Genomic DNA, 12,881 nt, shown 5'->3' on the forward strand with positions numbered 1-12,881 from the left:
CCTGCGTGAGGCGTTTGGTGCTAAGCGTTTAAACGCTACACGCCAAACACTTTACGCCAAACCCTATGCCTTATGTTCAGATTAAACTTAAAAATTGCACTACGTAACCTTTGGAGAAATAAAACCATAACTGCTATCAATGTAGGTGGCTTAGCTATTGCTTTGGCTGCATTTATTTTGGTAACCATGTATTTTACTTATGAAACCAGTTTTGATAAAACCAATCCCAATTATAAAAAGGTGTATGTAGTTGGAATAACTTATCCGGAATTTAAAACCAATTATACAGCAGCCCCATTTGCAAAAGCTATTAAACAAAATTTTCCTGAAGTTGAATCTGCTGGTATTATAAAAGAGGGGTCTTTTGAACTGACCATTAAAAATGGCAAGAACACCCTTTTTACTAAAAATATCTTAGCTGTTGACTATAATGCAGCTAAAATTCTGGATATAAAACCTGAAAATGGCCTTGTAAAACCAGAGGGGGATACGGAAAGACTTAATTATTTAAGTAGCAAAAGTATGAAAATACTTTTTCCAAATAAAACAGATAACAAACCTGAAATAGTTGGTTATGGTGCGAGCAATTCAGGCATAACGGGAATTATAGCCGGTTCGATTAAGAATAATTTGCATTCAAACTTTACTTTCGACGGTATTTCTATTGCTAGCCAGTTAGGCACGGGTGATAATTATGATATGAACGATTATACCATCTACATACAGTTAAAACCAGGGACGGATGTGGCGGATCTTGAGCGAAAAATTACGGCTTTATATCGGACAGAATTATTAAAAAGTAAAACTGATAAAAAAGCAATTGATGAACTAAAAGGTATTTCTACATTTTTAGACCCACTATCAAATCAGCATTTAAGGCCAAAAGCAGGTAATGATGCACCATACAAAATATTAATTGCCCTTTCAGTGCTCGGAATTTTTATTCTGGTTATTGCTTGCATCAATTTTACCAATTTAAGTATTGCACAAGCTGCAAAAAGAGCCAAAGAAGTTGGGATTAAAAAAGTGATGGGCGCTTATCGTTCGCAACTTACTGTTCAGTTCCTCGCCGAAATATTTATACAGTGTTTTGTGGCAACTATTTTTGCTTTAATCCTGGCAGAATTGGTGCTTCCATACTTCAATAGTTTGTTCCAAATTCCTTTGTCTATCTGGTATATCAGTAATGATTTATTTTGGCAATTGCCTTTAATATTGTGCCTCATTACTATTATCGCTGGTATATATCCTGCTCTGGCGCTCTCTGGTTTTAAACCTGCCTTAGTACTTAAAGGGAATTTTTCAGCCAGTAAACAAAGTTCCTGGTTACGAAACGGACTATTGGTTTTTCAATTCAGCATTGCTGTTATTTTCATTATAGGCTTACTTATTATCAATGCGCAATTGAAATATATGCGCAGTCAGGATTTAGGTTTTACCGCCAACCAGGTGGTTTACATTAAAAACATTACCATTTTTAACAAGCCGGATAAATTTGAACCTGTTAGAGATAAAATTCTGAAAATACCAGGGATTAAATCAGCCACTGTGGCAACTTTTATACCAGGTGGCACAAACGGGGTGAATAGTTACACTGCTAATGGCTTAAAGGCAAATATTGATTTCGTGGACGTAGATTTCGATTATTTGAAAACCTTAGACTTAAAATTAAAAGAAGGACGTTTTTTCTCGAATGAATTTAAAACGGATACTTTAAATGCTGCGGTCATAAATGAAAGTGCTGTAGTTAAATATGGTATTAAACACCCTATCGGAGAAACCATTCGAGGTTGCAATATCGATTACAAAATAGTTGGTGTAATTAAAGATTTTAAAACGCAAGGATTTGAAAGCCCTGTTCAGCCAACAATTTATACGATTAGAAATCCTTGCGGAGGGTACAAGCTGCAAATTATGCTTAAAATTTCCGAAAACAGAATGGCAGATGCATTGGCTGCTTTAAAAGCACAATGGCCACAAATAAATCCTCAGGATGGTGAAGATTTTAGATACGAATTCTTGGATGAGCTTTATGGCAAACTCTTTAAAAAACAAGAACAACTGCAATCTGTATTTTTGGCGGCTGCTTTCCTAACCATTTTCATTGCTATTTTAGGTTTATTTGCCTTTGCAAAATACATTACCACAGGCAGGATTAAGGAGATTGCCCTAAGGAAAATTCTTGGTGCAAGTCATTTACAGATTTTTAAACTCATTAATAGCTCATTCTTTGTTATGGTGCTTATAGCCAATACTATTTCCTGGCCATTGGCGTACATATTAACCAAAAAGTGGCTCGAAACATTTGCATATCGAATCGAACTGCCTCTTTTTCCGTTTTTAATCAGTGCAGCCCTAACCATTTTGTTAACCATCATAACCGTAAGTATCCAGGCAAACAGTGCCGTAAAAGCAAACCCTGTTGATGCACTTAAATATGAATAAGACCTGCGGAGGGCGTTTAGCGATCAGTGCGAATTTATCGCCTAACCCCGAACGCTTAGCGCTATTCTCCGTTCGGTACCGTACAGGTACTGTTCATAAACGGACATTTTTTCTTTTTAATTATTTATATGTTGTTGATATTTAGTTGTTTGTGTTTTATTTTGCTCTTGGTATAAAATTGGCATAAGCATCTGCGGATTTCATTTTACTAATTATTTGATATGTTTAAATTAAATTTGAAAATAGCCTGGCGAAACCTTTGGAAAAATAAAGGTTATACGTTTATCAATATTTTGGGCCTTTCTATCGGAATGGCAAGCTGCATCCTCATTTTTATATTTATCCGTTACCAGCTAAGTTTTGATGAAAACTTTAAAAATGAAAACCGTATATACCGTGTAATAAGCGGTTGGACAACACCCGATAATTTTTTCGAATCTGCAGGCACACCACGGCCTCTTCCGGCAGCGATGCGAAATGACTTTAAGCAGCAATTTGATAAAGTTGCTGCTATTCAGGCCAGCGGTGGAATTATTAAAGTAAAAGACGAATCAGGAAAAGAAAGAATTAAAACCTCAGAAAGTGTACATTATGCTGAGCCAGATTTTTTTGAGATCTTAAGCTTTAAATGGCTTGATGGAAATCCACGCCAATCACTAAGTCAGCCTAATACAGTTGTATTATCAGATGAGATGGCCGATAAACTTTTTGGAGATTGGCACAAAGCAGTTGGAAAGAGCGTTAACTTTCAAAACAAAGTAGACCTTAAAGTTACCGGTATTATAGAAAAAACACCCGATAACAGCTCTTTCCCACTTAAAGTAATCATTTCTTATAAAACTTATCTAAACCAGGCAAGGCCAGAGTCGACTAATTGGGGCACAGTTTCTTCTACTTCTGAATGTTATGTATTACTAAAAGAGGGAGCTTCTATTGAGGATGCAAGTAAAAGCCTCCCTCAGTTTATTACTAAATACTATAAAAGAGATAATGTTTCGAAAGAAAGCCATCGGTTTCAACAGCTAAGAGATATTCACTATAATGCAGATCTGGGCAATTTTGCGAACAAAGTAATGCCGAAGAAAGAACTTTATGGATTGGCCATAATCGGTGCTTTTTTATTGCTAACTGCATGTATCAACTTTATCAACCTTGCTACTGCACAGGCTGTAAGCAGGGGGAAAGAAGTTGGTGTACGTAAAGTAATGGGTAGTTTGCGCAGGCAATTAATTGTACAGTTTTTAACAGAAACTTTAACAATAACGGTTATTTCGCTACTGGTAGGTTGCGTTTTAACAGAAGTAGCCTTGCCGGGCATGCAAAGCCTGTTTAAAGATCATATTTCATTTAGCATTATCGAACACCCTATCATATTTGTATTTATGGTTATTTTGGTATTGCTGGTAAGCTTTTTAGCTGGTTTTTACCCAGCAATGGTGATGTCTGGCTATAGCCCCGCATTAGCCATTAAAAATAAAATTACTGCGAATGCTGCAGGTTTAAGTTTAAGGAAAATTCTTGTTGTGGTTCAATTTGCAATCACTATTATTTTAATTATAGGCACTTTGGTTGTACTAAGACAAATGAGTTACATGCGAGAGAAACCTCTTGGTTTTATTCCTACAGCGGTAGCCCTGGTTGATGTTCCTTCTGATAGCATGGCAATTACCCGATACCATACTTTGCAGGATCAGATCAACAAAATTCCAGGTGTATTGTCAACCAGCTATTGCAGTGCAGCACCATCTTCTGATTCTAATAACGAGAGTAACTTCAGGTACAATGGAACAGTAAAATCAACTTTTCAGGCCAATACCAAAACAGGAGATGAAAACTATTTTAAAACATTTGGTTTAGAAATTATTGCTGGTAAAGGCTTGTCTAAGAGCGATACAATCAAAGATATTGTAGTAAACGAAACCATGCTGAAAAAGCTCAATGTAGTTAACTATAATGATGCGATTGGGAAATCCATCAGGATCAATGATAAAACGGGTTACATCATCGGTGTAGTTAAAGATTTTAATAACATGAGTTTACACGAACCGATTTCTCCGATTGTGATTAACAGCGACAAAGAATCGTACACCACTATAGCTGTAAAGCTTGATAGTAAAAGTATTTTACCTGCTATGCAGGCTATAGAAAAAATATGGAACACGGTACTGCCCGAATATGTTTATGGATCTACTTTTATGGATGATAAAATCAGTGAATATTATCAAACCGAAAAAATAATGGGAGCCCTTTTTAAAGTGTTTGCAGGGGTGATCATTTTTATTTCCTTTATCGGTTTATTTGGACTGATCTCTTTCGTGGCTACACAGAGAACCCGCGAAGTCGCCATCAGAAAGGTTCTGGGTGCTTCTACATTAGAATTGGTTAAAATGTTAAATGGTTCATTTTTATTAATGGTTTTTGTTGCCAATTTGGTAGCCTGGCCACTTGCTTATTTATTTGTCGCCAAATGGCTGGCCACCTTTACCTACCGCATTGATTTGAATATCTGGCCTTTTGTATTTGCTATGATTATTTCTATGGTCATTACATTGATTACCGTAAGCATCCGCTCGTATAAAGCAGCAGTTACCAATACTATCGACGCACTTAAATATGAATAAAGAGGTGTAAGGTTTAAGGTGAAAAGGCGTAAGGTTAATGCGCCAACCCCCTAAACCTTACACCTTACACCTTAGGCCTTATGTTTAAACTCAACCTAAAAATCGCACTGCGAAGCCTATTTAAAAACAAAGTTTATGCAGCCATAAACATTGGCGGTTTAGCCATTGGTTTAACCGCTTTTGTATTGATGCTTTTATACATCAACCACGAAGAAAGTTACGATACCTGGTCGCCTGATCTTAAAAATGTTTATCAAGTGAGAGAGAAACATAGTTTTTTTTCGCCTGATAACGAAGACCATTGGCAGGAGGTGAACGATAGCCGGATGGCAAACCTGGTAAGGGAAAATATTCCTCAAGCTCTTGCTGTTACCCGGGTAACGGCAGATTGGGGTTTTAGCAGCGGTTATTCAGTTAAAATTGCTCATGCCAATCCGATTATGGTTACAGGGATGAAAGATGCAGACAGTAGTTTCTTTCAGGTATTTCCGTATGAGTTTTTACAGGGCGATAGCGAATCGGCTTTAAATGCTCCGAAATCGGTGGTATTAAAAGAAAGTTTAGCCAGAAAGTTATTTGGAACAGAAAAAGTATTGGGGAAAACTTTAAAGGTATTGATGTGGCGGAACGATCCAGGTACAGATTTAACCATTACTGGCGTTGTAGCTGATCCTGAAACGCCCCAAAGTGTTAGCTTTAATGCCTTAATGCGTACCGGTGAGGAAGATAAAGTTCCCGAATCTGCCAGTAACTTCCATTACTGCCAGATTTATGCTAGATTAAATCCGGTTGCAGATACAGTGTCGGTAAATCAAAGTTTGTTGAAAGTCTATACTGATCATCAAAAGAAATCATTGATAAAGCGTAAGTTAGAGTATAATGAGATATATAAAAATGGTAAAATACCTGGTTTAAAGGTTATCCCTTTACAAGATGTTCATTTGAATCCACCTTTTAAACTGAGTTGGATAGAAAAATTAAGACCTGTAATGGGCATTTCCATCTTTTTGCTTGTCATTTCGATCATAAATTTTGTAAATCTTGCTACTGCCCAATCTGTTCAAAGAGCTAAAGAAGTAGGGGTTAAAAAAGTTCTAGGGGTTTATAAACGTGAGCTTATTGCACAATTTTTACTCGAATCGGCCTTGCAGAGTATTATTTCTTTATTTTTATGTGTCGTGTTGATCGAAGTTGTACTTCCATCTTTTAAACATCATTTTAATGTTCAGCTCAGCTTTTGGCTTAATCCACAGCTTAAAATGATGTTGACTCAATTATTTGGTCTTTTTAGTTTGGTAACTTTGCTCGCGGGTTTTTATCCTTCGTGGGTATTATCGAATTACAATCCGGTCGCAGTGCTAAAAGGGAGTTATGAAAGTGGATTAAAAGGTGTTTTGTTGAGGAATGCATTGGTTGTTTTTCAATTTGTGATTTCTATAACCTTTATTATTGCCATTGGAATTATGCATAAACAAAGCCAGTTTATAAGTAATAAAGATTTGGGTTTTGAAAGAGGGGAGCTGGTAAACATTAAAACTAATTATGATGAAAGCTTTGCCGAAAAGCTTAGAAGGATACCAGGTGTACAATATGTTGCAACAACCACACAAGTAATGGGGAACGCATTTAATGTGCCAGAAGAAATCATGTATAAAGGCAAATCAATTAACATGAATACCGTTACTGTTAGTATGGATGCCTTGCCGAGTTTAGGTGTAAAGGTTCTTCAAGGTAGATTATTTGCTAAAACATATAAGCAAGATACCATCAATACCGTTATTTTAAACGAGGCTGCGGCTAATTTGATTGATGAAAAACCGGTTGGAAAATCTTATAACATCAAAGACGGAAATAAAAGCCTTGTTTTTCAGATTGTGGGTGTAATCAAAAACTATCATAACGAAGGTTTTGATAAAGCTGTTTTGCCAACCATATATAAGGTTACCCATTTAGGAGGAATGTCTTCAACCAATAATTTACTGTTACGTTTAAATACTTCCAATACTGGCGAAATTATGAGAAAAGTACAGTTAGAATGGAAGCAAGCTTATCCTGATTATCCTATGGAATATAAAACCATGGATGATATTTTTGCAGATCTTTTAACAGAAAATAAGCGATTTTTAAATATGATTATACTGTTCAGTATATTATCGGTATCCCTTTCACTGTTAGGTCTTTTTGCACTTTCTACTTTTGTAGCTAAACGCAGAACCAAAGAAGTTGCCGTAAGAAAAGTATTAGGTGCATCTAACCTTCAGATTATAAACTTATTAAACAGGTCATTTTTGGTGTTGGTGCTAATTGCCAATTTAATAAGCTGGCCTATTGCTTACATTCTTGTTAAAAAATGGCTTGATGGTTTTGCTTATAGAATTGATATGCCTGTTTACCCCTTTTTGATGGCTACAATAGTTTCAGTAGTGATTTCCGCATTAACCGTTAGTATTCAAGCCAGAAAAGCAGCGAATGGCAATCCTGTACACGCACTTAAATATGAATAAGAACTGCGTGTAGCGTTTGGCGTTTAGCGATAAATTTACGCTACACCGCCAGCCGCTTTACGCTAAAACCTAAAAATATGATACAACTTAATAACATCGAAAAATATTACGCAAACAAAGGCATTAAAAACTACGTATTGCGTTTGGTTACCACAACAATTAAACAAGGAGAATTTGTTTCCATTATGGGGCCATCAGGCGCAGGGAAATCTACTTTGCTTAATATTATTGGTATGCTTGAAGAACCAACTTATGGTTCGTATGAGTTTCTGGGTGAAGATGTAACCTCTTTGAATGAACGTAAACGAATTGAACTTTACCGAAATCACATCGGTTTTGTTTTTCAGGCCTATCACTTGATTGATGAAATGACCGTTTACGAAAATATCGAAGCACCATTGCTGTACAAAAAAGTAGGTAGCTCCGAGCGGGCAAGTAGAATTGCCGACCTGTTAGACCGTTTTAATATTGTGGCAAAAAAAGATTTATTCCCGAATCAACTTTCAGGCGGACAGCAGCAATTGGTTGGTATAGCAAGGGCATTGGCCGCTCAACCATCTATAATTCTGGCCGATGAGCCAACAGGGAACTTGCAATCGGCACAGGCAGAAGAAATTATGACATTGTTTAAAAAACTAAATCAGGAAGATGGAATTACCATTATTCAGGTTACACATTCCGAAAAAAATGCGCAATATGGAAACAGGATTTTGCACATCGCCGATGGTGTAGTAAAAGAAGATGTGGCTATATTAAGTTAGATCTATATTATTATTTTAACAAGAGGTTAGGGGGTAGGTACAGATTTGGAATGGTAACAATTTCTATCTGTATTTATCCTTTTTTATCTGTGGTTAAATTAACTTTGCTACATGCAAAAATCATTTATCGATCAAATGGGTAAGGAAATTTCTATCAATTTTCCACCTAAACGGATTATTTCTGTTGTGCCCTCGCAAACAGAATTGTTATTTGATTTGGGATTGGATCAGGAAATTATCGGATTGACCAAATTTTGCATCCATCCGATAGAAAAATTTGCAGAGAGAACCAAGGTTGGTGGAACAAAAAAGCTCAACATCGATTTAATCAAAGATTTAAAACCCGATTTGATTATTGGCAACAAAGAAGAAAATACGCAAAGTGATATAGAAGAGCTTGCAGCAGACTTTCCGGTTTGGATGAGCGATATTTTTACTTTGGATGATGCCATGAAGACTATTGGCCAGATAGGGGAGCTTGTAGATCGCGAGCCAGAAGCCAGTTACCTTAACCATTTAATTTCTGCTGGATTTAATGATCTGAAAACACTTGCACTTCAACAGCATATCGATAAAAAGGTTGCCTACCTCATCTGGCGCAAGCCCTATATGGCAGCTGGAAAAAATACTTTTATAAACGACATTCTGCTCGTTAATGGTATGACTAATGTGGTCAGGCAAGAACGTTATCCATCGGTTACATTAGCAGAACTAAAAACTTTAAACTGCGAACTGATCCTGCTTTCGTCAGAGCCTTATCCTTTTGGCGAAAAACACATTGAAGAAATACAAGCGGCCATTCCTGAAGCAAAAATTATATTGGTAGATGGAGAAATGTTTAGCTGGTATGGAAGCAGACTGGTTAAAGCTGTTCAGTACTTTTTCGAGTTCCAAAAAGAACTTTATTAGTTTTTGGCGATTAAATTTTTGTAATTTGTAGCATAAAATTAAACCATCTCGTTACTCCTATATGAAAAGAATATTAATACTATCCCTATTTTTAGCCGTAATTTCTGGCTGCAGCTCAATGAAAAATAGAGGAAACTCCAGTACCGTTACCGCAAGTGGAACAATTGAAAAATTAGGTATGACTACCTTTCAATATGGTACGCATTTATTAAAAGCCGACAATAAAACTTATGCCTTAAAAAGTGCAAGCATAAATCTAGATACCTATTTAGATAAGAAGGTTACCATAAAAGGGAAAAAGGTTTCTGGCTATCCATTAGAAGGAGGTCCTGAATTTATCGATGTAACGCTAGTGAAATTTTGATACTGTCTGGTTAAGATGATGGCGTCATTCACGTGAAAACCTTTCGTGTGGACACATCTTGTTTAACCTAGATTTGTTTTTAGTTCCTCTGCCTAAGGCGATCGTCATGCTGTCCCGAATGTTCGGGATCAGCATCTTTCCTGCTATTAACTGGCCTTGATTCCTTAAGAAGACACAAAATGTCATTTTTTTTCCGCTCTTTGCCGCGGGGCATGGCACTTTGGAGCGCCAAAGTACCCAAAGCGCTTTGTCAATCCTACAATGTGGCTCCTCGTCACCCACGCTCATCAAAAAACAGCAGCACTTTGTTTTGTGTTCAATTCTCGTGAAAGTTTTGACTCATCGCTTATGAACACAAAACCACTGCGTTTAAGGTTTGGTAGTACTATTTGTTCTATTCTGCACCTGTTTTTTGATTTCCTGCCACTTGGGATTGACGGGCGTTCTTCGGTAAAGCCTGTGTATTATTAAAGCAGTCTAGCATAATGCCTAAAAATCCACATCTAAGATGTGTCCACACGATAGGTGAAAACGGGAATCCTAAAGCTTCACCCATGGTTCATTAACTTTCTGATGCATTAAGATTGCCAGTCAAGCTGGCAATGACGGACAGTGCTTAGGGGACTGCAAAGATGTACGCACGACCATTGAATTAAATTTTGTTTCTTCACAAAGTATTGCAAAGATTTGATTATTCAATTTAGTTTCTATCTTTGCAATCCTTAAAACATCCTATCTGCGGAAGTGGCGTAATTGGTAGCCGCACCAGACTTAGGATCTGGCGCTTCACGGCGTGGGGGTTCGAGTCCCTTCTTCCGCACAACAAGATCAACCGTTTCGATTTAAACATCAGAACGGTTTTTTTATGTTTCCGTAGGGACGTTTAATATTTTAACCACTGATACTTCACCTATCCTTGCCACCTAAACCCGATGGAAGCGGCACGCAGTAAAGCGTACAGCGGGATTGCATTATCCTAAACGCTACCGAACCTGCTTTCCAAAAAAAATAAAGGCTTCATTTATTCTGAAAAACAAACCTCGTCTTTTATCGCAGTAATAACTCCGCTTCAAGTTACAAGTCCCATGGTCTGTGTCTTCACAAACCATTGCGAAAGTCTACTTTATTGAATTTTTTCTCCTTAAAAATTAAAGAGTTAGCGGTTTTTGATCGAAATAATCAATAAAATATTGCCGATGCCTTTTGATTATTCAATCTTGTTTCTATCTTTGCAGTCCTTACAACATCCTAACTGCGGAAGTGGCGTAATTGGTAGCCGCACCAGACTTAGGATCTGGCGCTTCACGGCGTGGGGGTTCGAGTCCCTTCTTCCGCACAACAAGATAAAGGCCGTTCCGATTTAAAAATCGGAACGGTTTTGTTTTTAAAAACATTGATTAATAAAAATTGATGTGCTGTGCCGGTTGTGGCGATATATGGTTTCTTCTCAAATCTCATATCTCATATCTCCCGTCTAAAGCACATCTTACTATATCTCAGAAAAAATGAATATTACACAGGAAAAAACCGGCAACTTAAATGCTGTTGTAAAAATCAAAATCGCACCTGCTGATTACACTGGAAAAGTAGAGAAAGCCATTAAAGATCAAGCTAAAAAAGCACAATTACCTGGTTTCCGTAAAGGAATGGTTCCTGCTGCCCACATTAAGAAAATGTATGGCAAAAGTATCTTGGTAGAAGAGGTTAACAACTTATTGAACGATACTTTATCTAACTATATTGCGGAGCAAAAATTAGAAATTTTAGGTCAACCACTTCCTAAAATGGACGATGAACGCGAATTTAAATGGGATAATACAGATGATTTCGAGTTTGATTATGAGTTAGGTTTAGCACCTGCTTTTGATGTTAATCTTTCATCTAAAGATAAATTTACCGAATACGTAATTAAAGCTGATAAAGAAACTTTAGAAAGCCGTATCAAAAATATCCGTCGTAGCTATGGTAAAATGACTAATCCTGAGGTTTCGGCTGATGATGACGTGCTTTACACTGAATTAACTCAGGTAGCTGCAGATGGCACTGCTGTTGAAGGTGGTATTACCAGTACTGCAACCATTCGCTTAGATCAGGTTAAAGATAAAAAAATCCTTAAATCGCTAATTGGTTTAAAGAAAGATGATGAAGTAACCATCGATATTCAAAAAGCATTAGAAGATGCTGCAGTAATCGCTAAAGCTTTAAATATTTCTGAAGAAGAAGCTGCTGAGTTAAAAGCAAACTTTAAACTTCACGTTAAAAACGTTAACCGCTTAGAAGAGTCAGATTTAAACCAAGAGTTTTTTGATAAATTATTTGGTGAAGGTACTGTAACTGACGAAGCTGGTTTCAGAGCAAAAATTACTGAAGAAGTAGAAGGTATGTTTAAACAAGATGCTGAGCGTAAATTATCTAACGATATTTATGAAGCACTTTTAACTAAACACAATTTCGAATTGCCTGATGAATTTTTACGTCGCTGGTTAAAAGCTACTAACGAAAAATTAACCGACGAAGAGTTGGCAGAAGGTTATGATGATTTCGCTAAAAACCTTAAATGGACTTTAATCGAAAACAAAATCATTAAAGATAACAGTATCGAAATTAAATATGAGGATGTAGTTCAGGCAGCTAAGGCTAAATTAGATGCACAGTTTAGAATGTACAGCCCAAGCCCGCTTCCTGAAGATCAATTGGCTCAATATGCCGTTCAGTTTTTACAGGAAAAAGAAAATGCAAACCGTGTTTTCGAAGAGGTAAAAGCATTAAAAACTTTCGAACAAATCAAATCTGTTGTTACTTTAGAGCAAAAAGATATTGATTATGATAAGTTTATTGCGCTGGATAAAAAGTAAGCGTTTGGCGTAAGGCGCTTTGAAAATAATTGTGCTATTGCTATATTGAGTTATGGCTCAATTTAAATTTCAATCGCTCGAAGTTTGGCAGTTGTCAATAGCAATAACTGATAAATTACTTGATATAGCTGACCGATTGTCAGTTGATAAAAAATACAGATTTGCAGAGCAGCTCAATGGGGCTGCTCTTAGCATATCTAATAATATTGCCGAAGGCTCAGGTTCTATTTCCAATAAGGAATTCGCTCATTATCTGAATATTGCGTATCGCTCTGCCTTTGGGAATGCAAATATTTTAGTAGTTTTAGAACGAAGAAAATATATTTCTGACAAAGAGCTGAAAGATTATCTAGAAGAATTAGATAAATTGGCACGGAAATTAACCAACTTCAGGAAATATTTATTAAAATAACTTGCGTATT

At 36.7% G+C, this 12,881-nt stretch carries 8 protein-coding genes and 2 tRNA genes; all 10 read left to right on the forward strand.

The window, feature by feature from the left end; all coding sequences use genetic code 11:
* The first annotated feature begins 72 nt into the window (after positions 1-72).
* The 10 genes from EYS08_RS05585 to EYS08_RS05630 all read left to right on the forward strand — a co-directional run bounded on the left by EYS08_RS05585 (position 73) and on the right by EYS08_RS05630 (position 12,871).
* Complete coding sequence (locus EYS08_RS05585; protein ID WP_131028975.1) at positions 73-2,445, forward strand: ABC transporter permease; 2,373 nt, start codon at positions 73-75, stop codon at positions 2,443-2,445.
* A gap of 221 nt (positions 2,446-2,666) precedes the next feature.
* Entirely contained in the window at positions 2,667-5,066 is a 2,400-nt protein-coding gene (locus EYS08_RS05590; RefSeq protein WP_131028977.1) for an ABC transporter permease, read from the forward strand.
* A gap of 80 nt (positions 5,067-5,146) precedes the next feature.
* Positions 5,147-7,570, forward strand: coding sequence for an ABC transporter permease (locus EYS08_RS05595; RefSeq protein ID WP_131028978.1), 2,424 nt, complete (start codon positions 5,147-5,149; stop codon positions 7,568-7,570).
* 77 nt (positions 7,571-7,647) lie between these two features.
* The gene (locus EYS08_RS05600) at positions 7,648-8,331 is read left to right on the forward strand and encodes an ABC transporter ATP-binding protein (protein ID WP_131028980.1); all 684 of its coding nucleotides are present in this window, start codon (positions 7,648-7,650) and stop codon (positions 8,329-8,331) included.
* 111 nt (positions 8,332-8,442) lie between these two features.
* The gene (locus tag EYS08_RS05605; protein ID WP_131028982.1) at positions 8,443-9,240 is read left to right on the forward strand and encodes a helical backbone metal receptor; all 798 of its coding nucleotides are present in this window, start codon (positions 8,443-8,445) and stop codon (positions 9,238-9,240) included.
* 61 nt (positions 9,241-9,301) lie between these two features.
* The gene (locus EYS08_RS05610; RefSeq protein ID WP_131028984.1) at positions 9,302-9,604 is read left to right on the forward strand and encodes a hypothetical protein; all 303 of its coding nucleotides are present in this window, start codon (positions 9,302-9,304) and stop codon (positions 9,602-9,604) included.
* A gap of 738 nt (positions 9,605-10,342) precedes the next feature.
* Positions 10,343-10,424: transfer RNA gene (locus tag EYS08_RS05615), tRNA-Leu, on the forward strand.
* A gap of 434 nt (positions 10,425-10,858) precedes the next feature.
* A tRNA-Leu gene (locus EYS08_RS05620) sits at positions 10,859-10,940 on the forward strand.
* Positions 10,941-11,109: 169 nt separating this feature from the next.
* Entirely contained in the window at positions 11,110-12,459 is a 1,350-nt protein-coding gene (gene tig / locus EYS08_RS05625) for a trigger factor (RefSeq protein ID WP_131028986.1), read from the forward strand.
* A gap of 52 nt (positions 12,460-12,511) precedes the next feature.
* Positions 12,512-12,871, forward strand: coding sequence for a four helix bundle protein (locus EYS08_RS05630; protein WP_131028988.1), 360 nt, complete (start codon positions 12,512-12,514; stop codon positions 12,869-12,871).
* The last annotated feature ends 10 nt before the right edge of the window (positions 12,872-12,881 follow it).

Origin of the sequence: Pedobacter kyonggii, assembly GCF_004310665.1 — a bacterium.
In the GTDB taxonomy this organism is placed as follows: Bacteria; Bacteroidota; Bacteroidia; order Sphingobacteriales; family Sphingobacteriaceae; genus Pedobacter; species Pedobacter kyonggii.

What these genes read in the sequence shown, in the direction of transcription:
- EYS08_RS05630 (WP_131028988.1), top strand. Translation starts at nt 12,512, where the DNA reads ATGGCTCAATTTAAATTTCAATCGCTCGAAGTTTGGCAGTTGTCAATA.
- EYS08_RS05610 (WP_131028984.1), top strand. Translation starts at nt 9,302, where the DNA reads ATGAAAAGAATATTAATACTATCCCTATTTTTAGCCGTAATTTCTGGC.
- EYS08_RS05605 (WP_131028982.1), top strand. Translation starts at nt 8,443, where the DNA reads ATGCAAAAATCATTTATCGATCAAATGGGTAAGGAAATTTCTATCAAT.
- EYS08_RS05600 (WP_131028980.1), top strand. Translation starts at nt 7,648, where the DNA reads ATGATACAACTTAATAACATCGAAAAATATTACGCAAACAAAGGCATT.
- EYS08_RS05590 (WP_131028977.1), top strand. Translation starts at nt 2,667, where the DNA reads ATGTTTAAATTAAATTTGAAAATAGCCTGGCGAAACCTTTGGAAAAAT.
- EYS08_RS05595 (WP_131028978.1), top strand. Translation starts at nt 5,147, where the DNA reads ATGTTTAAACTCAACCTAAAAATCGCACTGCGAAGCCTATTTAAAAAC.
- EYS08_RS05585 (WP_131028975.1), top strand. Translation starts at nt 73, where the DNA reads ATGTTCAGATTAAACTTAAAAATTGCACTACGTAACCTTTGGAGAAAT.
- tig (WP_131028986.1), top strand. Translation starts at nt 11,110, where the DNA reads ATGAATATTACACAGGAAAAAACCGGCAACTTAAATGCTGTTGTAAAA.